The 18732-nt window shown below is 54.6% G+C and carries 19 protein-coding genes; 10 read left to right on the plus strand and 9 right to left on the minus strand.

Annotated elements, in window-relative coordinates; all coding sequences use genetic code 11:
• Positions 1-97: 97 nt before the first annotated feature.
• Together ispE and lolB are read right to left on the minus strand one after the other, a co-directional pair.
• Positions 98-964: a 4-(cytidine 5'-diphospho)-2-C-methyl-D-erythritol kinase gene (ispE, locus tag E0L21_RS10755; protein WP_131409300.1), complete on the minus strand. Its 867-nt coding sequence runs from the start codon at positions 962-964 to the stop codon at positions 98-100.
• A complete protein-coding gene (lolB, locus tag E0L21_RS10760; protein WP_131409302.1) occupies positions 961-1581 on the minus strand; it encodes a lipoprotein insertase outer membrane protein LolB in 621 nt (206 codons plus the stop codon). The genes ispE and lolB overlap by 4 nt, the downstream gene beginning before the upstream one ends.
• Before the next feature lie 198 nt (positions 1582-1779).
• Between lolB and hemA the strand changes: the two genes are divergently transcribed.
• The 6 genes from hemA to kdsA are packed head-to-tail and all read left to right on the plus strand — an operon-like array spanning position 1780 to position 7097.
• A complete protein-coding gene (hemA, locus tag E0L21_RS10765) occupies positions 1780-3036 on the plus strand; it encodes a glutamyl-tRNA reductase (protein ID WP_131409305.1) in 1257 nt (418 codons plus the stop codon).
• Between the two features lie 39 nt (positions 3037-3075).
• The gene (gene prfA, locus E0L21_RS10770) at positions 3076-4158 is read left to right on the plus strand and encodes a peptide chain release factor 1 (protein ID WP_131409308.1); all 1083 of its coding nucleotides are present in this window, start codon (positions 3076-3078) and stop codon (positions 4156-4158) included.
• A complete protein-coding gene (gene prmC, locus E0L21_RS10775) occupies positions 4158-4997 on the plus strand; it encodes a peptide chain release factor N(5)-glutamine methyltransferase (RefSeq protein ID WP_131409310.1) in 840 nt (279 codons plus the stop codon). Before prfA ends, prmC begins: the two co-directional genes overlap by 1 nt.
• Before the next feature lie 6 nt (positions 4998-5003).
• Complete coding sequence (gene sirB2, locus E0L21_RS10780; protein WP_131409313.1) at positions 5004-5396, plus strand: invasion regulator SirB2; 393 nt, start codon at positions 5004-5006, stop codon at positions 5394-5396.
• A gap of 3 nt (positions 5397-5399) precedes the next feature.
• The gene (sirB1, locus tag E0L21_RS10785; RefSeq protein WP_131409316.1) at positions 5400-6209 is read left to right on the plus strand and encodes an invasion regulator SirB1; all 810 of its coding nucleotides are present in this window, start codon (positions 5400-5402) and stop codon (positions 6207-6209) included.
• 36 nt (positions 6210-6245) lie between these two features.
• Positions 6246-7097 carry a 3-deoxy-8-phosphooctulonate synthase gene (gene kdsA / locus E0L21_RS10790; RefSeq protein WP_131409319.1) on the plus strand — a complete coding sequence of 284 codons (852 nt, stop codon included), beginning with the start codon at positions 6246-6248 and terminating at the stop codon, positions 7095-7097.
• Between the two features lie 43 nt (positions 7098-7140).
• On the opposite strand, the gene chaA is transcribed toward kdsA, so the two are convergent.
• A complete protein-coding gene (gene chaA / locus E0L21_RS10795) occupies positions 7141-8235 on the minus strand; it encodes a sodium-potassium/proton antiporter ChaA (RefSeq protein WP_131409321.1) in 1095 nt (364 codons plus the stop codon).
• 275 nt (positions 8236-8510) lie between these two features.
• On the opposite strand from chaA, the gene chaB reads away from it, so the two are divergent.
• Positions 8511-8741 (plus strand): putative cation transport regulator ChaB, encoded by a 231-nt coding sequence (chaB, locus tag E0L21_RS10800; protein WP_131409323.1) that lies wholly within the window; start codon positions 8511-8513, stop codon positions 8739-8741.
• 171 nt (positions 8742-8912) lie between these two features.
• Entirely contained in the window at positions 8913-9611 is a 699-nt protein-coding gene (locus E0L21_RS10805; protein ID WP_131409325.1) for a gamma-glutamylcyclotransferase, read from the plus strand.
• Positions 9612-9620: 9 nt separating this feature from the next.
• On the opposite strand, the gene E0L21_RS10810 is transcribed toward E0L21_RS10805, so the two are convergent.
• From E0L21_RS10810 to E0L21_RS10825, 4 genes are all read right to left on the minus strand, one after another.
• Positions 9621-9866 (minus strand): DUF1883 domain-containing protein, encoded by a 246-nt coding sequence (locus tag E0L21_RS10810; protein WP_131409328.1) that lies wholly within the window; start codon positions 9864-9866, stop codon positions 9621-9623.
• 215 nt (positions 9867-10081) lie between these two features.
• The gene (locus E0L21_RS10815) at positions 10082-11866 is read right to left on the minus strand and encodes a methyl-accepting chemotaxis protein (protein ID WP_131409330.1); all 1785 of its coding nucleotides are present in this window, start codon (positions 11864-11866) and stop codon (positions 10082-10084) included.
• Between the two features lie 107 nt (positions 11867-11973).
• Positions 11974-12327: a DsrE/DsrF/TusD sulfur relay family protein gene (locus E0L21_RS10820; protein ID WP_131409332.1), complete on the minus strand. Its 354-nt coding sequence runs from the start codon at positions 12325-12327 to the stop codon at positions 11974-11976.
• A gap of 80 nt (positions 12328-12407) precedes the next feature.
• Complete coding sequence (locus tag E0L21_RS10825) at positions 12408-12956, minus strand: YbhB/YbcL family Raf kinase inhibitor-like protein (protein WP_131409335.1); 549 nt, start codon at positions 12954-12956, stop codon at positions 12408-12410.
• 145 nt (positions 12957-13101) lie between these two features.
• On the opposite strand from E0L21_RS10825, the gene E0L21_RS10830 reads away from it, so the two are divergent.
• Complete coding sequence (locus tag E0L21_RS10830) at positions 13102-14472, plus strand: YchO/YchP family invasin (RefSeq protein WP_407928671.1); 1371 nt, start codon at positions 13102-13104, stop codon at positions 14470-14472.
• 4 nt (positions 14473-14476) lie between these two features.
• Here the strand turns inward: E0L21_RS10830 and narL are convergent, their stop codons facing one another.
• Entirely contained in the window at positions 14477-15127 is a 651-nt protein-coding gene (narL, locus tag E0L21_RS10835; protein ID WP_016495820.1) for a two-component system response regulator NarL, read from the minus strand.
• Positions 15120-16922 carry a nitrate/nitrite two-component system sensor histidine kinase NarX gene (gene narX, locus E0L21_RS10840; protein ID WP_131409340.1) on the minus strand — a complete coding sequence of 601 codons (1803 nt, stop codon included), beginning with the start codon at positions 16920-16922 and terminating at the stop codon, positions 15120-15122. Before narX ends, narL begins: the two co-directional genes overlap by 8 nt.
• Before the next feature lie 308 nt (positions 16923-17230).
• On the opposite strand from narX, the gene E0L21_RS10845 reads away from it, so the two are divergent.
• Positions 17231-18622, plus strand: coding sequence for a NarK family nitrate/nitrite MFS transporter (locus E0L21_RS10845; protein ID WP_131409343.1), 1392 nt, complete (start codon positions 17231-17233; stop codon positions 18620-18622).
• The last annotated feature ends 110 nt before the right edge of the window (positions 18623-18732 follow it).

The raw sequence follows: 18732 nt of genomic DNA on the forward strand, positions 1-18732 counted from the left end.
GTGGATAGAATCGGCCAAAATGTGCGCTCAGGGCTGAATTCTATCCATGCGGTGTATTAAAGAGCGCGATGCAACGTCTGGAACAGGTGTGACGTTGTCACCGGAGCTCAGCTTGCCCGGCCATGGTTTGCGCTAGCGGCGAGAGGTTGACGCCTCGCGCGACAAAACCGTGTAGCCATTCCGGGGCTTGCTCAAGCACCTGACGAGCGGCGGATTCGGTGTCAAATTCGGAAAAGACACAGGCTCCTGTGCCAGTCAGGCGCGACGGCGCGTATTCTAACAGCCAGGAAAGCGCGGCATCAACCTCGCGAAAACGTTTTCTTGCGATAACCTCGCAATCGTTGCCGAATTCACATTTTAATAACGTATCAATTGACCTTTGCGGCGTATTTCTCGGCAGTTCCGGATCCTTGAAAATCACGGGCGTGGGAATGCTGACGCCAGGGTGCGCCACCAGATACCATTTTTCCGGCGGATTGACCGGCGTGAGGATTTCGCCAACCCCTTCGGCGAAAGCGGCGTGACCGCGCACAAACACCGGCACATCGGCACCCAGTTGCAGGCCGAGTTCGGCTAACTCATCGACGCTCAGATTACAGCCCCACAGATGGTTGAGGGCGACCAGCACGGTTGCTGCATTTGACGAACCGCCGCCGAGGCCGCCGCCCATTGGCAGGCGTTTGTCGATAGCGATCTCTGCGCCGCTACCCGCAGGCAGACGATCGCTTTCTGCCGCACGCTGCATGAGCAGACGTGCAGCGCGTACAATCAGGTTCTCTTCGTCTGGTACGCCTTCAACCGGTGTCAGTAGGCGGATTTCGCCATCGCTGCGTGGTTCGATGGTCAGCGTGTCGCCATAATCAAGAAACTGAAACAGGGTTTGCAACGTATGGTAGCCATCGGCGCGCTGGCCGGTAATGTATAAAAACAGGTTGAGTTTCGCCGGAGCGGGCCACGTCGTCATTTGGCAATCCAGTTATCCATTTTCAGCTTGATGCGCTGTTTGCCGTCGCTCAACTCCATATTGGCCGGCAGGGAAGGCTGGCTGTTGTCATATCCGCCATATACCACTTTCCAGTTTTTGCCGCCCTGATTGTAATTAAGCTCGCTCAAACGGTATTGCGCATCGAGCTTATAATCGGTGGCATCGCCTGGCAGGCCTAGGATCCATTGGCGCAGGCTGTTAAGCGGAATCGGCATGCCGGTCAGTTTGCCAATCATCTCTTCGGCATCATCAGCGGTGTAGCGTTTGCCTTTGTTGTCCACCAGTTGCACGTTACCCGGCTGGGCGTTCAGCTCCAGTTCGGTGCTGCCCAACGGGTTGGTCAGCAACAGACGATAGCGATCCTGCCCGGTTTGCTGCCAGAAGAAGCGGGCATACACTTTTTGTTCGTCAGAGATATAAGCGAATGCGCCGCGGGTTTGATACTGGTTTAAGCTGCGCACCTGTTGCTGGTGTTCGCGCCACTGCGGCGAGTCCGGACTTTGTCCCGGCCCTTTTGGCGCATTGAGCGTACAAGCGGTTAATACGAGGCTTGCCAGCGGCAGCAGGCGAATAAAGCGAAAGTCTGGCAGAGTCATAACGAGGGGAAATCCTTGCAAGGTTGCAGTATTACGCTTAATGCTAGCGCCGCTCTGAAACAGCGTCTACGTTCAAGTTGTCTTAAATCATTAAATTACCAATTACTCCGAAAGGGTAGTGTCTCTTTTATTGACCTCACTCATCCTGTATGATGCGTACAGTCTAACCTTATCAACGTTGGTACTATTCCCGCGCTCATGACCCTTTTAGCACTTGGCATCAATCACAAAACGGCTCCCGTTTCGTTGCGAGAACGCATTGCTTTTTCGCCGGAAACGCTTGACCAGGCGCTGGAAAGCCTGCTGTCGCAGCCGATGGTGCAAGGCGGTGTGGTGCTGTCAACCTGTAACCGTACCGAGCTCTATCTGAGCGTCGAAGAGCGGGATAACCTGCAAGAAGCGCTGGTGCGCTGGCTGTGTGATTATCACCATTTGCGTGAAGAAGAAGTGCGCCAGAGTCTCTACTGGCATCAGGATAACGACGCCGTCAGCCATTTAATGCGCGTGGCGAGCGGGCTGGATTCACTGGTACTGGGTGAACCGCAAATCTTAGGCCAGGTGAAAAAGGCCTTTGCTGATTCCCAGCGTGGGCATGACAACGCCAGCGATCTGGAGCGTATGTTCCAGAAGTCATTCTCCGTCGCCAAGCGTGTGCGCACGGAAACCGATATTGGCGCCAGTGCGGTATCGGTCGCTTTCGCCGCCTGTACACTGGCGCGGCAAATATTCGAATCCCTTGCGTCGGTCACCGTGCTGTTAGTGGGCGCGGGCGAAACCATTGAACTGGTTGCGCGCCACCTGCGTGAGCATAAAGTGCAGAAAATGATCATCGCCAACCGTACGCGTGAACGTGCGCAGGTGCTGGCGGATGAAGTCGGCGCAGAAGTTATTTCGTTGAGTGACATTGATGAGCGCCTGAAAGATGCCGATATCGTGATCAGTTCCACCGCCAGCCCGCTACCGATTATTGGTAAAGGAATGATGGAACGCGCGATGAAAGCGCGGCGTAACCAGCCCGTTTTGCTGGTGGATATTGCCGTGCCGCGCGATGTCGAGCCGGAAGTAGGCAAAGTGGCGAACGCCTATCTCTATAGCGTCGACGATCTGCAAAGTATTATTCAGCACAACCTGGCGCAGCGTAAAGCCGCTGCGGTGCAGGCGGAAACCATCGTCGCCCAGGAAACCAGTGAATTTATGGCCTGGCTGCGTGCGCAAAGCGCCAGCGAGACTATTCGCGAATACCGCAGCCAGTCTGAAACTGCGCGCGACGAGCTGACTGCCAAAGCGCTTGCTGCGCTGGAGCAGGGTGGCAATCCGCAAGCTATCATGCAAGACCTGGCGTGGAAACTGACCAACCGCCTTATCCACGCCCCAACCAAATCTCTTCAGCAGGCCGCCCGTGACGGGGACGATGAGCGTCTGCATATTCTGCGCAACAGCCTCGGGCTGGATTAGCACAACACTCTCTTATTATTAAAAGGTGCATTAACGCCTATGAAGCCTTCTATCGTTGCCAAACTGGAAGCCCTGCATGAGCGCCATGAAGAAGTTCAGGCGCTGCTCGGTGACGCTCAAACCATCGCTGACCAGGACAAATTCCGTGCGCTGTCGCGCGAATACGCGCAGCTGAGCGACGTGTCGCGCTGTTTCACTGACTGGCAACAGGTTCAGGAAGATATTGAAACCGCGCAGATGATGCTCGACGACCCGGAAATGCGCGACATGGCGCAGGATGAACTGCGCGACGCGAAAGAAAAATGTGAACACCTTGAACAGCAATTGCAACTGTTGCTGCTGCCAAAAGATCCCGATGATGAACGTAATGCGTTTGTCGAAGTTCGCGCCGGAACCGGCGGCGATGAAGCCGCCCTGTTTGCTGGCGATCTGTTCCGTATGTACAGCCGTTATGCCGAATCCCGCCGCTGGCGCGTTGAGATCATGAGCGCCAACGACGGTGAGCACGGCGGCTTTAAAGAAGTGATCGCCAAAATCAGCGGCGAAGGTGTTTACGGGCGTCTGAAATTTGAATCCGGCGGCCATCGCGTCCAGCGCGTTCCGGCAACGGAATCGCAGGGGCGTATTCACACGTCTGCCTGTACCGTGGCCGTGATGCCAGAGCTGCCGGAAGCCGAAATGCCGGATATCAACCCGGCCGATCTGCGTATTGATACCTTCCGCTCTTCCGGTGCGGGCGGTCAGCACGTTAACACCACCGATTCCGCCATCCGTATTACCCACCTTCCGACCGGAATTGTGGTCGAGTGCCAGGATGAACGTTCACAGCATAAAAACAAAGCAAAAGCCTTGTCAGTGCTCGGTGCGCGCATTCGCGCCGCTGAAACGGCAAAACGCCAGCAGGCAGAAGCGTCGACCCGTCGTAACCTGCTTGGCAGCGGCGATCGCAGCGATCGTAACCGCACCTATAACTTCCCGCAGGGTCGTGTGACCGATCACCGTATCAACGTCACGCTTTACCGCCTCGACGAAGTGATGGAAGGCAAGCTGGATATGCTGATCGAACCGATTGTGCAGGAATACCAGGCCGACCAGTTGGCGGCGCTCTCCGAGCAGGAATAATGGATTATCAACAGTGGTTGCGCCAGGCGATAAGCGAGCTTGCTGCGAGCGAAAGCCCGCGCCGCGATGCGGAGATCCTGTTGGGTTTCGTCACAGGCAAATCGCGCACGTTTATCCTCGCTTTTGGTGAAACGTCACTGGAAGCCGAGCAGCAGCAACAGCTGGCGACGTTACTGGCTCGTCGTGTAAATGGCGAACCGGTGGCGCACTTGATTGGCGTGCGTGAGTTTTGGTCATTGCCGCTGTTTGTCTCTCCGGCAACGCTTATCCCGCGCCCGGACACCGAATGTCTGGTGGAACAGGCGCTGGCGCGTCTTCCTTCCTTACCGTGTCGCATTCTTGATTTAGGCACCGGCACTGGCGCAATCGCGCTGGCGCTGGCGAGCGAACGTCCGGATTGCACCGTCACTGCTGTCGACCTGGTTCCGGATGCGGTTGCGCTGGCACAACGCAACGCCGCACATCTGAATATCACCAATATTGAGATCCTGCAAAGTCGCTGGTTCAGTGCGCTTGAAGGGCAGCAATTCGCGATGATTGTCAGCAACCCGCCTTACATCGATGAGCACGATCCTCATCTTGCGCAGGGCGATGTGCGTTTTGAACCGCTCAGTGCGCTGGTGGCGGCTGATAACGGGCTGGCGGATTTACGCACCATTATTGATGATGCCAGGCAGTATGTGTTGCCTGGGGGCTGGCTGCTGCTTGAACACGGTTGGCAACAGGGTGCAGATGTTCGCGCTGCCTTCGAACATTACGGCTGGCAGCACGTCGCAACGTGTCGGGATTACGCGGATAACGAACGCCTGACGCTGGGGCAACGGCCCTTGCAGGAGTAACCGACAATGAATGCGTTTAAGTTGCTGATTACATTGCATTTGGCGTCTGTTGCGCTCACCATTAGCCTGTTTGTTTTACGTTACTGGTGGCGCTGGTCAGGCAATCCGCGTATTAACGCACGCTGGGTGCGGATTGTGCCGCACACGGTTGATACCGTGCTGCTGCTGAGCGGCGCAGGGTTGATGTGGGTAACGGGCTATTTGCCATTTACGGTTAAAGGCGCATGGCTGACTGAAAAGCTGTTTGGCGTTATCATCTACATCGTTTTGGGTTTTATTGCGCTGGGGCGACATCGCCCGCGCAGCCAGCAAAGGGGTTTTATCGCTTTTTTGCTGGGGCTGGTGGTGCTGTACATCATCATTAAACTCGCCGCCACAAAAGTACCGATACTGGGGTAAGACATGAGATCGTTAGCTGATTTCGAATTTAACAAAGCGCCGTTATGCGACGGGATGATCCTTGTTTCCGAACTGATTCGCGATGACTTTCCTTCGCAATATGTGCAAGACGAACTGGAGCGGTTGCTCAGTCTGGCACGTGAAGAGATTGGTCAGGCAAAGCCTCAGGACTGGCAACTGGAAAAACTCGTCGAGCTGTTTTACGGCGAATGGGGCTTTAAAGATACCCGCGGCGTATACCGTTTATCTGACGCGCTGTGGCTGGATAAAGTGCTGCAAAACCGTCAGGGCAGCGCGGTATCGCTGGGCGCGATTTTACTGTGGGTTGCCGGTCAACTGGGGATTCCTCTGACGCCGGTGATTTTCCCGACCCAGCTTATCCTGCGCGCCGAATGGCTGGATGGCGAAATGTGGCTGATTAACCCCTTTAACGGCGACACGCTGGATGAACACACGCTGGAAGTGTGGCTGAAAGGTAATATCAGCCCGGTTGCCGAGCTGTTTAATGAAGATCTCGATGAAGCCGACAACGCCGAAGTGATCCGCAAATTACTGGATACGCTGAAGTCGGCGCTGATGGAAGAACAGCAGATGGAGCTGGCATTGCGCGCGAGCGAAGCGCTGTTGCAGTTCAATCCCGAAGATCCGTATGAGATCCGCGATCGCGGTCTGATTTACGCGCAGCTGGATTGTGACCATGTGGCGCTGAATGATTTGAACTACTTTGTAGAGCAGTGTCCTGAGGATCCGATAAGCGAAATGATCCGCGCGCAAATCAATTCGATTGCGCATAAACAGATTACCCTGCATTAAAAATTTGTTCCGATTCACACTCGATAAGGCGATTTTATGAAACAAAAAGTGGTCAGCATTGGCGACATTAACGTCGCGAACGACCTGCCGTTTGTCCTGTTTGGTGGTATGAACGTGCTGGAATCCCGCGATTTGGCAATGCGCATTTGCGAACACTACGTTACCGTGACCCAGAAACTTGGCATCCCGTACGTGTTCAAAGCCTCTTTTGATAAAGCCAACCGTTCTTCCATCAAGTCCTACCGTGGGCCGGGTTTGGAAGAGGGGATGAAAATCTTCCAGGAACTGAAACAGACCTTTGGCGTGAAAGTGATCACCGACGTGCACGAAGCGTCACAGGCACAGCCGGTGGCTGATGTGGTGGATGTGATCCAGCTTCCTGCGTTCCTCGCGCGTCAGACCGATCTGGTTGAAGCGATGGCGAAAACGGGCGCGGTCATCAACGTGAAAAAACCGCAGTTTGTCAGCCCCGGACAGATGGGCAATATCGTGGATAAATTCCACGAAGGCGGTAACGACAAAGTGATTCTTTGCGATCGCGGCGCGAACTTCGGTTATGACAACCTGGTTGTCGACATGCTGGGCTTCGGCGTGATGAAGAAAGTCTCCAATAACTCGCCGGTGATTTTCGATGTCACCCACGCGTTGCAGTGCCGCGACCCGTTCGGCGCGGCGTCTGGTGGCCGTCGGGCTCAGGTTGCCGAACTGGCGCGTGCCGGGATGGCTACAGGCCTGGCAGGGCTGTTTATTGAAGCGCACCCGGATCCGGATAACGCCAAATGTGACGGCCCGTCCGCGCTGCCGCTGGATAAACTGGAGCCGTTCTTAAAACAGATCAAAGCGATTGACGATCTGGTGAAAAGCTTCGGCGAACTCGATACCGAGTAAGCATAAAAAACCCCGCAATAGCGGGGTTTTTTGTCTCTGCCATTCAGGCAAATATCGTCATCAGATACGCAGCGAACAGCGCCAGGTGCGCCGTACCATTGAGCACATTGGTACGCCCGGTGGAGAACGAGAGTTGGCACAGCAGCAGCGAGGTCACCATGACAATCATTTCCGGCGCGCCAAGGCCGAACACCAGGCCGTTGCCGGTTAGCCAGGCAATCAGCGTCACGATAGGTACGGTGAGGGAAATCGTCGCCAGTACTGAACCAAAAAACAAGTTCATTGCACGCTGCACCTGATTATTCAGCACCGCTTTTAACGCACCTAACCCTTCCGGCGAGAGGATCAGCAACGCCACCAGGAAACCGGTAAATGCCACTGGTGCATTCATTTCTGTCAGCAACGCTTCCAGCGGGGTCGCATTCATTTTTGTCACGGCGATCACCGCAACCAGATGGATAATCAGCCACAGCGTGTGCCACAAATTACCGTGGGCAGACGGTTTGCCGTGGTGTGGATCGTCGCCTTCGTCTTCGTGCTCATAGACGAACAAACTCTGGTGCGTTTTGGTCTGGATAAGCAGAAACACGCCGTACATCGCAGCCGAGATCAACGCCACCAGCAGCGACTGGCCAACAGTGAAATTGGCTTGCGGTAGCGCCATCGGGAAAACCAACACGATAATCGCCAGCGGAAACAGGGCAATCAAATACTGTTTAATACCAAACAGGTTCATATACTGCGTGGCAAACTTGCGCCCGCCCAGCAGTAGCGAAAAGCCTACCAGGCCACCGGTGACAATCATGATGATGGAATAGAGCGTGTCACGCATTAGCGTCGGTGCGGCGTCACCCGTCGCCATCAATGCGGAAATCAGGCTGACTTCAAGAATAACCACCGACAGGCTGAGGATCAGTGAACCATAGGGTTCGCCTAGCCGATGGGCAAGCACATCTGCGTGGCGCACCACGCTAAACGCGCTGGATAAAATACCAACCAGTGCTAATAAATTAATGCCGATAACCGCTGGTAGTGACTGCGAACCTCCCCAGAAAAGCAGCACGGCCAGCGCCAGCACCGGGAAAATAAGGGATGTCTCCTTGTGGCGGGTTTTCACCGCCTCGTGCGTTGTTGTCATTATGATGCTCCATCACAGTGCAGGTGTTTGCGAATTATAGATAGAAAAAGAACGGGTCATAAAATAGCAAAAATCGCAGTTTTCATGGGGTTTTTTACGTAGTTTTACCCTCCGCGCTTCGTTTTGTTGCCAACAAAACAAAATGCGCATTCTTGATTAATTTGTATTTATCTTACAGTGAGATAGGTGTTGTTATCTGGCATTTTACTCTCTCTGCTGGCGTGCCCGGTGTTTGTCGTCCAGGCTTACTTCTTTAAGCCAAAAGGAGCGTGAAAATGCCGTATAAAGCGAAATCTGATCTACCGGATAGTGTGCAACATGTGCTGCCTGCACATGCGCAGGAAATTTATAAAGAGGCGTTTAACAGCGCCTGGGAGCAATATAAGGATAAAGAAGATCGCCGTGATGACGCCAGCCGAGAGGAGACGGCGCACCGTGTTGCCTGGGCGGCGGTTAAAAATGAATATCAGAAAGGCGACGATGATAAATGGCATAAAAAGAAATAACACGATGAAATAATTACCTTTCGCCATTTATAGCTCTATTCGATGGATTGACGCTATTGCCAGCGGCCTGTGAATTGCATAAGGTCGTAGTAAGCTGCGCTTAAAGCAGCATATGCCGGGAAGGCAGCAGTAAAGCAGTCGCACGGAAGCAGGCAGTGGCGGAGGTAGAAGATGTTAACGCGTGATTTTTTGCGAACAGCAGATTGCAAAACGGCATTCGGCGATATTGACGAGTCGTTACTTTGGTCGGCGGAACAGCGAGCGGCATCGCTTGCGGCGACGCTGGCGTGTCGCCCGGACGATGGCCCGGTGTGGATTTTTGGTTATGGCTCGCTGATGTGGAACCCGGCGCTGGAGTTTGACGAATCCTGCACGGGGACGCTGACGGGCTGGCATCGCGCATTTTGCCTGCGTTTAACCGCTGGTCGCGGCACTGCCTGCCAGCCTGGGCGCATGCTGGCGCTGAAAGAGGGTGGGCGCACTACGGGTGTGGCGTACCGTTTATCTGACGACACCTTATATGATGAGCTGACGCTGCTGTGGAAACGCGAAATGATCACCGGCTGTTACATGCCAAGCTGGTGCAAACTGGCGCTTGATGATGGCCGCACGGTGAATGCGCTGGTGTTTATTATGGATCCGCGTCATCCACTGTATGAATCCGATACGCGTGCACAGACCATTGCCCCACTGATTGCCGCCGCCAGCGGCCCGCTTGGCACTAATGCGCAGTATCTTTTCTCACTGGAACAGGAGCTGATAAAGCTCGGAATGCAGGATGATTGCCTGAACGATCTGGTGGGGAAAGTGCGTACGCTGTTGGGGGGAGAAAAACCAGGCCCTGAGATGCAACCTGGTTTTGCCTGCTAAGCGCGGCCGTTAAGCGGCAACGTAGCTGATCGAGTGCTCCAGCGACTGGCTGTGGCTATCAATCAGCACACTCCAGACGCCGCTGTACGGCACAGCCAGATAGGCGCTTGCGCGGTTCTGGACACTCAGAATATCCGTTTGAGCGTCCGGCGTTCGGCTCTTTTCGCTCATCAAATGAATGTGACAACTTTCAGAACAGCGAACAACCACTGTATCCCCACCAAATAACTTCAGACTTGCTTTTACCACCGCCATTTTTAACCCCGTAGTTTTTTAACAACGCGATCCGTGCGGGAAGGATCCCCGTGCGTGACTTTGTTCACAATTCACTCAGTGCATAACACCAAACGGAAGGGGGGCGAATGCTGATTTTGATCAAATAATGACGTAACGATTAAACAAAAATTACATTATTCGGCAGGGAAAGAAGACGGCGCGCAAAACCGTGGTTAAAACGCGCCGGTATAAGATTAAATTCGGAAATGACCGGCGGTTTCAGCAAGCTCGGTCGCCTGCGAACGTAGCGCGCCAGCGGCGGCGGTCGATTCGACCACCAGTTCCGCGTTTTGCTGCACCATCCGGTCAAGATCGAGCACCGCATGGTTGATTTCCTGAATACCTTTCATCTGCTCGCTGGTGGCGACGGTAATTTCACGCATAATCACCGACACACTGTCGATGCTGGCGACAATATCCGTCATGCTGTCACCCGCCAGGCGGACAAAGCGTGAACCGGTTGCCACGCTTTCGGTGGTGGAGTCGATCAGCGTTTTGATCTCCTTCGCGGCTTGTGCGCTTCGGCTTGCCAGATTACGCACTTCACCGGCAACCACGGCAAAACCACGCCCCTGTTCACCTGCTCGGGCGGCTTCCACAGAGGCGTTGAGCGCCAGGATATTGGTCTGGAAAGCAATGCCGTCAATCACGCTGGTGATATCGCCAATTTTTGCCGAAGCTACCTCGATCGACTGCATAGTATTAATTGCCTGCGTCACCACCTGACCGCCGTGCGATGCTGCTTGCGAGGCAACATGCGCCTGAGTATTGGCCTGCGCTGCAGCGTCGGTAGATTGCGCTACCGACGCCGTGATTTGTTCAACCGCGCTGGCCGTCTCGCGCAGGCTGGACGCTGCTTGTTCTGTACGCCCGGAGAGATCCTGGTTTCCGGCGGCAATCTGTTGTGCGGCGACTTGTACCGAGTTACTGGAATCACGCAGTTTTACCATCACCACCGAAAGCTTGTCGCTGAAAGCGTTAAAGGCGTGGGCGATTTGCGAAACCTCGTCATGGCCATCAACCGGTAAACGCTGCGAGAGATCGTCTGTGCCGCTGCTGATGGCGTTCATGGCATCGCGCACCGTCAGCAGACGTTTAAGCAGAGTGGAAACAATCCAGTGCATCAATGCACCGGCAATCAGCACTAACACAATCAGCGACAGAGCAGAGGCTTTCAGTTGCGCGCGCAACCCGGCGCTAGAATCAGCGTTATCGAGCGCCACTGCCAGCAACCAGTTGGTGCCTTTGACCGGGCTTGCCAGCAGCGCTTTATCCTCGCCTGCATAGACACCCTCCACCCGTTTTCCTGCCCGCAGTTGTTCAAAGCTGACGCCGCTAATGGCCTCGGTGAAGGGTTTCATCGTGAGCTTGTCGTTGGCGGCGGCAATCACCGAACCGTCGCTGGCCAGCAACATACCGGTACTGTTCGGCGTTGGGCTGATGCCGCGCACGTTAGCCACCACACTATCCATCGAGACGTCGCCTGCAACTACGGCCTTTAACGTACCGTTCTCTTTGACCGGTACGGCAAACGTCACCACCAGCGCACCGGTGCTGGCGTCAACGTAGGGCGCGGTGACAACTGGCGCGTCGGCTTTTACCACTTGTTGATACCACGGGCGGATTGTCGGGTCGTAATCCGCCGGTACGCCACCCAGGTCGGAGAATTTTGCTGTTTTAGTCGCATAACCGACATAAACGTTGATAAATCCCCCGGCGCGAGCAATCTGTGCGAAAACCGGCACGGGATCGTCGGTTAACGCCACGCTCTGCAAGGAGGCAATCATGTTCATTTTGCTGGCGGCCCAGTCGGCAATCGCAATGCTGTGACTGGCGCTGGTGCTGGAGAGAATATCCTGCTGGGTTTGTTGGTTATGCTGGCGGGTTACCTGATAGTTAATAACGGTGTTAAGCAGCAAAGCGCTGGCGAGACATCCCGCCGTTGCTGCAATAATACGGGACTTAATCGATCTGAACATAGTTATAGTACCTGCTGTGTTGTCTTAAGTGGCTATCGGCAACGCAGCAGGCAAACTTGATGACATAACGCCATCCATAAGAAAATAATATTGAACTTGCCGCAATATTAAAACGTTAGTACTTTATCGGCCGCCAGCGTCCACTGTGCCAGTTCTACCAGTGTGCCAATTTCCACACCGTCCACCAGCGGCAATGCGGTGATGCCACGCCCGTCGGTGCAGGTTTTACACAGTTTCACCGGCACGTTTTGCGCCGTCAGAATTTCCAGCATCTGCTGGATGTTGTAGCCCTCGGCAGGTTTTTGCCCGCGCAACCCGGCGGTTACCGCGTCGGACATCAAAAACAGCCGCAGTTCGATGTCGCTATTCTGCTCACGCAGCGCGATAGCCAGCCGTAAGCTATTAAACAGTGACTCGCTACCGTACGCAGCGCCATTGGCGATAATCACGATCTTTTGCATCTTCACTCCTTCGATAAATAGTACATGTGGCGCCTATGCTACTGCGCTCTCGCGGTGGGCGAAAGGCAATGGCGCAACAATTACTGACCAAAGCGACCAATAAGCCCGGTGGCGGCAAGCGTGTGACCTTTCAGTTTTGCGAATAATTCTTCGCGCGTAAGTCCTTCCGGGAGCGTTGGTTTTAGCGAGGTCGCGATAAGAGTGAAGGTGTAATGATGCGCGCCGCTACCTGGCGGAGGGCAAGGGCCATGCCAGCGCAGATTGCCCGGCGTATTCTTTCCGCCCGTATATCCTTTGCCGTCACGCAGATCATTTTGTGCAAAGCCGGTACTGGAAGGGGAAATGTTATAAGCTACAAGGTGCGTCACACCGAGCCCGGTCGCGCCTTCGGGATCGTGAACGACAAGGGTAAAGCTCTGCGTTTGCGTTGGCGGATTGTTCCACACTAGCGACGGCGAAAAATTTTCGCCGGTACAGTTCGGGTTATTGCTGGCGTTACCGGCGAATTTTTTCTCCATCAAGGCGTTATCAGCAAATGCGGGGGATTGCAGGGTAAATAACTCGCTGGCGCTGGTCTGCGAGGCATAAAACAGGATCGCACTACACAAAAGTTTCTGCTTAGTGTTCATGTTAACTCTCCGGTACGGGGTGCATTAACTGTAGTTGCAGCGAAGCGCAGGGATAAGGTTTTTCCTGGTATTTTGTCTGCGGCTGTAAAGCCCTGGCAAAACCGTTAAACTTAACGCTATGAATTATCCCCTCCTTACACTTCTGATGCTGTCACTGATAAGCGGCGTCGCCAGTGCCCGGCAGAATAGCTTCGTACAGCAAGCGGAAAACCCCTTCGATAATGACGGCGACGGTCTGCCGGATCTGGGCATGGCTGCGGAAAATGGCGCGCAGGAAAAACATTTCGCCGAAATGGCAAAAGCGTTCGGCGAAGCCAGTATGAACGATAACGGTTTGACCACTGGCGAGCAGGCACGGCAGTTTGCATTCGGGCAATTGCGCGATGTCGTCAGCGGCGAAGTGAATCAGCAAGTGGAATCCTGGCTTTCGCCGTGGGGCAGCGCCAGCATAGATTTCAAAGTGGATAATGAGGGCGGGTTCACCGGCAGCCACGGCGACTGGTTTGTCCCGCTGCAGGATAATAATCGCTATCTCAGCTGGAGCCAGCTTGGTCTGACGCAGCAGGATGCAGGTCTTGTGGGGAATGTTGGCGTTGGTCAGCGCTGGATCGCCGGAGACTGGCTGCTGGGCTATAACACCTTTTACGATAACCTGCTTGATGACAATAGTGGACGCGCTGGGCTGGGAGCCGAGGCCTGGGGCGAGTATTTACGCTTTTCGGCAAACTACTACCAGCCGGTAAACAGCTGGGAGTACCAAACTGCCACGCTGCAACAGCGCATGGCGCGGGGCTACGATGTCACGGCGCAGGCACGATTACCGTTTTATCAGCAGCTCAACACTAGCGTCAGCGTTGAGCAATATTTCGGTAACAGTGTCGATCTGTTTGATACGGGGACGGGTTATCACAACCCGGTGGCGGTAAAACTGGGGGTGAATTACACGCCGGTCCCGCTGGTGACGCTGACCGCTGAACATCGGCAGGGAGAAAGCGGGGTTAGCCAGAACGATTTAGGCCTGAAAGTGAATTATCGCTTTGGTGTACCTCTGTGGAAGCAACTCTCTGCCAGCGAAGTGGCAGAAAGCCGTTCGCTACGGGGTAGCCGCTACGACAGCCCGACGCGCAATAATGCGCCGATTTTCGAACATCGCCAGCGTAAAACACTGTCGGTATTTCTCGCCACGCCGCCGTGGGATTTGCAGCCGGGTGAGACGGTGGCGCTGAAACTGCAAATTAACAGCACGCACGGTGTGCGTTCGATAACCTGGCAGGGCGACACCCAGGCGTTAAGCCTCACGCCGCCGGCCAATGGGCGCAGCAGCGATGGCTGGACACTGATTATGCCACGCTGGGATAGCGCAGAAAGCGCCACCAACCGCTGGACGTTGTCGGCACTGGTGGAAGACGATAAAGGGCAGCGCGTTGAGTCAAACACAATCGAACTGAAGCTGACGGAGCCGGTGATCCCGCCAGCTGAAAACAATAACACGGGCTGGACACTGCCAGACCCGTAACGTGTTAGAAAATACGTTCCTGATGCACCCAAACAGCAGCTTCGACGCGGGATTTCAGTTTCATTTTCTTCAGCATGTGTTTGACGTGAACTTTAACCGTGCTTTCAGTGATGTCCAGGCGGCGGGCAATCATCTTATTTGGCAATCCCTGGGCAATGAGCTTGAGAATGTCGCGTTCGCGCGGCGTAAGTTGCGTGATATCGCGATCGGTGGTGGCACGGTTGGCGCGCAGGCTGGCAGCCAGCACCGGGGTGAGCGCTTCGCTGAGCACCATTTCGCCCGCAGCAGCTTGTTGCAGCGCTTTCAGCAGATCTTCCGGTTCCATATCTTTCAGCAGATAGCCATCTGCGCCGCGTTTTAATGCGGTGACCACGTCTTCTTCATGGTTGGAAACGCTAAAGACGACAACGCGACCAGACAGGGTTTTTTCCCGCAGTTTATCCAGCGTTTCCAACCCGTTCATGCCTGGCATGTTGAGATCCAGCAAAATCAAATCCGGGTCCAGCGATTCCGCCAGTTCAATGCCTTGCTCGCCGTTGCTGGCTTCGCCGACTACGGTGATGTCGGGAGCCATGCTGATTAACTGCTTCACGCCGGTTCGCAGCATTGGATGGTCGTCGATCAGGAGGATGGTGGCCGGATCCTGATTACTCATGGGTATCTCCTTGCATGGATGAGAGAAACGTCTCTGGTATAAACGTAACGACGACCTCGGTGCCGCCGGATACTCCGGGGCGAACCTGGCAATCGCCGCGCAGGCTTTGCGCGCGGTCACGCATAATTATCAATCCATAATGGTTAGTCCTTTCAGCATTGACCGGGATGCCGCAACCATTGTCGGTGATGCGCAATATTACCCGGTTTTCCTGCTGTTGCACTGCGACGCTGACCGCGGTTGCGCCGGAGTGTTTTAATGCATTGCTCAGTGCCTCGCGGGCTATCTGTAACAGATGAATGGCCTGATGCGCCGGAACCAGCCGGGGCGGTAGCTGATAATCAAGACGCACCTGGAAACCGAAACGCGCACTGTACTCCAGGCAACTGGACTCCAGCGCCGGGCGCAGCCCCGGTTCGGTTAATTGCAAACGAAACGTGGTCAGCAACTCGCGTAACTGCGCCCATGAGGTATTCAGCTCGTTGCGGATCTGCCCAAGCAATTGCTGGCTGTTTTCCGGCAGCGCATCACCCTGCATTTGCAGGCAACTCACCTGCATCTTCATGCAGGAGAGGGACTGGGCGATAGAGTCGTGTAATTCGCGGGCAATGGTGGCGCGCTCTTCCATTACCATCAACTGCTGCTGTCTGTCCTGATGGCGATCCAGCGCCAGCGTCGCGGTGAGTTGTTCCACCAACGTGTCGACCAGTTGCTGCTGGTCATGATTTAAATGGCGACCCGGGGGCAGTGTTGCTAACAGCAAACCATATTGCATATGCGCATCGGCGAGCCGCCATTTCAGCGTGGTGCCAAACCCGCTGGATTCAGTGAGAATTCCGTTGCGCGGACATAAATGGCAGCCTTTGTCATCGCAACTGGCATCCGACTGGCAGGTAAAATCCTGATGATTTTCCTCATCTTCCAGGTCGTAAACCCGCAGCTCAATATCGTGTAGCAGGGTTAAATTCTGCAAGCCGTTCAACACTGGCGAGAGACGCTCGCACATCGGGATGCGCGAATGCAGCCGGTGGTTAGCCTGCCATAAAAACGACAGAATCTGGTTTTTTTGCTCAAGCCCGGCGGTTTTTTCTTGTACGCGGCGTTCCAGTATCGCGTAACTCTCGCCCAGCTCGGCAGACATGTTATTTAACGCCTCGCCAAGCGTTGCCATCTCGTTACGCCCGCTGATGCGCGCGCGCTGGGTAAAGTCGCGCTGGCTGACCGCACGCGCCATGCTTAACAATTGTTGCCACGGACGGAGTAGACGCGCCCGTAACCAAACCACGGCAAACAGCAATAACAGGCCCATCACTATCGCCATTATCCGGTGCATCACCACCACTTGTTCAATGCGGTGTTCGGTGCTGCGGTCAAACGAGGTCACCAGACGGTCGATTCGCCCAACGAAAATCGCAATGATTTCCGCTGCTTGCGGCGGTTGTTGCGCATTCTTTATCGCCGGAACGACCTCGCTGTGCCAGTAATTTTGCAACGCGGCGAGCTGCGCTTGCTGGCCGTCGCGCTGTGCCGCATGCGCCAGTTCAGGGCTGAATGCGGTGTACTCCATTTCATCGAGTAAATATTGCTCATCTTCATGCAGCGGAATGGCAGACAACAGGCGGTAGCTCTGCATTCGCAGTGAACCAGCTTTGTTGATCGCATGTGCGCTGCCCTGAACGCCCTGTACCAGCCAGCCAGAGATAGCCATGCCCGTCACGCCAATGGCGGTCGACAGCAACATCAACAACGCCAGTTGGTTAACCAACGAGATCGGTGAAAAAAGGCGTTTTAGCATACGTGATTAAGGCTCCTCGGCCGCGTCTGTTGCGGATGGCGCTATTGTCAGCCATCGCCTGGGGTATACCCATACCTCTAAAGGATTACTCCTTTATTGCCAGCGAGCCGACATGAGTGGGAACAATCTGAGTAGAGAAGGTCAGAACCGTGAAAAACCACACCTTTTTTGCCAGTAAATGCTACTCATAAATGAGCATGGTGATTTTTCGCTCGCTAAGTGGGCTGCTTTTCCTTTGATTTATATCAACTTAACTACCGCTATAAAAACTAAGGTGGCAGGCATCAAACCGTTCAGCAGAGGTGTATATGCAGCACTCATCCATCCCGGGAAAAAGTTCGTCAGCGCGGGTTATTACCGACTGGCGTCCTGAAGATCCGGCATTCTGGCAACAGCAGGGCGCGAAGATTGCGAGCCGTAACTTGTGGATCTCCGTGCCTTGTCTTCTTCTGGCTTTCTGCGTCTGGATGCTTTTTAGCGCAGTCGCCGTCAATCTCCCGAAAGTGGGTTTTCAGTTTACCACCGACCAGCTCTTTATGCTGACAGCGCTACCATCCGTTTCCGGCGCATTGTTACGCGTACCGTACTCTTTTATGGTGCCGGTGTTTGGCGGTCGTCGCTGGACAGCTTTCAGCACCGGGATCTTAATTATTCCGTGTGTGTGGTTGGGTTTTGCTGTGCAGGATCTGAGTACGCCGTTTAGCACGTTTATCATTATCTCGCTGCTGTGCGGTTTCGCCGGTGCGAACTTTGCCTCAAGTATGGCGAACATCAGTTTCTTCTTTCCAAAACAGAAGCAGGGTGGCGCGCTCGGCATCAACGGTGGATTTGGCAACCTCGGCGTGAGTGTGATGCAATTGATCGCACCGCTGGCGGTCTCTTTTTCCATTTTTGCCGCCTTTGGCGGTACCGGTGCCGCGCAGCCAGACGGTTCGTTACTGTACCTCGAAAATGCCGCGTGGATATGGGTGCCGTTACTGGCGGTGTTTACCCTGGCTGCCTGGTTCGGTATGAATGAACTGGCAACCTCTAAAGCCTCGCTCAGCGCACAACTCCCGGTGCTCAAACGTTCGCACCTGTGGATCATGAGCTTCCTTTATCTGGCAACGTTCGGTTCGTTTATCGGCTTTTCTGCCGGTTTTGCGATGCTGTCGAAAACCCAGTTCCCGGAAGTGCAGATTCTGCATTTTGCCTTCTTCGGCCCGTTGGTGGGCGCGCTGGCGCGTTCCGCTGGCGGTGCGATTTCTGACCGTCTGGGAGGGACTCGCGTAACGCTGGTGAACTTCGTGGTGATGGCCATTTTCAGCGCTTTACTGTTCCTGACCCTGCCATCGGGCGGCACCGGTGGCAATTTCACCGCGTTCTTCTGCGTCTTCCTGGTGCTGTTCCTGACGGCCGGGCTGGGCAGTGGTTCGACATTCCAGATGATTTCGGTGATTTTCCGCAAAAAGACCATGGAACGCGTTCAACAACGAGGCGGTTCTGAAGGTGAAGCCATGCGCGAAGCTGCCACCGAAACAGCTGCGGCGCTGGGCTTTATCTCGGCCATTGGCGCGATTGGCGGTTTCTTTATTCCGAAAGCATTCGGCACTTCACTGGCGTTAACCGGCTCGCCGGCAGGCGCAATGAAAGTGTTCCTCGTGTTCTATATCGCCTGCGTGGTCATCACCTGGGCGATATACGGGCGTAAAAAACAATAACACTCAGTAAATGTTGATTATCCTTGCGCGGTGAAAGCCGCGCTTTTTTTATGCTGTAATTAGTTACAACATACTAATGAATCTTTCAGCGCCGTGCTGCGGAAACCTCT

Source organism: Kosakonia quasisacchari (assembly GCF_004331415.1).
In the GTDB taxonomy this organism is placed as follows: Bacteria; Pseudomonadota; Gammaproteobacteria; order Enterobacterales; family Enterobacteriaceae; genus Kosakonia; species Kosakonia quasisacchari.

Bases quoted from the DNA above. Each gene is read 5' to 3' on its own strand.
- ispE (WP_131409300.1), bottom strand. From the start codon at position 964: ATGACGACGTGGCCCGCTCCGGCGAAACTCAACCTGTTTTTATACATT.
- lolB (WP_131409302.1), bottom strand. From the start codon at position 1,581: ATGACTCTGCCAGACTTTCGCTTTATTCGCCTGCTGCCGCTGGCAAGC.
- hemA (WP_131409305.1), top strand. From the start codon at position 1,780: ATGACCCTTTTAGCACTTGGCATCAATCACAAAACGGCTCCCGTTTCG.
- prfA (WP_131409308.1), top strand. From the start codon at position 3,076: ATGAAGCCTTCTATCGTTGCCAAACTGGAAGCCCTGCATGAGCGCCAT.
- prmC (WP_131409310.1), top strand. From the start codon at position 4,158: ATGGATTATCAACAGTGGTTGCGCCAGGCGATAAGCGAGCTTGCTGCG.
- sirB2 (WP_131409313.1), top strand. From the start codon at position 5,004: ATGAATGCGTTTAAGTTGCTGATTACATTGCATTTGGCGTCTGTTGCG.
- sirB1 (WP_131409316.1), top strand. From the start codon at position 5,400: ATGAGATCGTTAGCTGATTTCGAATTTAACAAAGCGCCGTTATGCGAC.
- kdsA (WP_131409319.1), top strand. From the start codon at position 6,246: ATGAAACAAAAAGTGGTCAGCATTGGCGACATTAACGTCGCGAACGAC.
- chaA (WP_131409321.1), bottom strand. From the start codon at position 8,235: ATGACAACAACGCACGAGGCGGTGAAAACCCGCCACAAGGAGACATCC.
- chaB (WP_131409323.1), top strand. From the start codon at position 8,511: ATGCCGTATAAAGCGAAATCTGATCTACCGGATAGTGTGCAACATGTG.
- E0L21_RS10805 (WP_131409325.1), top strand. From the start codon at position 8,913: ATGTTAACGCGTGATTTTTTGCGAACAGCAGATTGCAAAACGGCATTC.
- E0L21_RS10810 (WP_131409328.1), bottom strand. From the start codon at position 9,866: ATGGCGGTGGTAAAAGCAAGTCTGAAGTTATTTGGTGGGGATACAGTG.
- E0L21_RS10815 (WP_131409330.1), bottom strand. From the start codon at position 11,866: ATGTTCAGATCGATTAAGTCCCGTATTATTGCAGCAACGGCGGGATGT.
- E0L21_RS10820 (WP_131409332.1), bottom strand. From the start codon at position 12,327: ATGCAAAAGATCGTGATTATCGCCAATGGCGCTGCGTACGGTAGCGAG.
- E0L21_RS10825 (WP_131409335.1), bottom strand. From the start codon at position 12,956: ATGAACACTAAGCAGAAACTTTTGTGTAGTGCGATCCTGTTTTATGCC.
- E0L21_RS10830 (WP_407928671.1), top strand. From the start codon at position 13,102: ATGCTGTCACTGATAAGCGGCGTCGCCAGTGCCCGGCAGAATAGCTTC.
- narL (WP_016495820.1), bottom strand. From the start codon at position 15,127: ATGAGTAATCAGGATCCGGCCACCATCCTCCTGATCGACGACCATCCA.
- narX (WP_131409340.1), bottom strand. From the start codon at position 16,922: ATGCTAAAACGCCTTTTTTCACCGATCTCGTTGGTTAACCAACTGGCG.
- E0L21_RS10845 (WP_131409343.1), top strand. From the start codon at position 17,231: ATGCAGCACTCATCCATCCCGGGAAAAAGTTCGTCAGCGCGGGTTATT.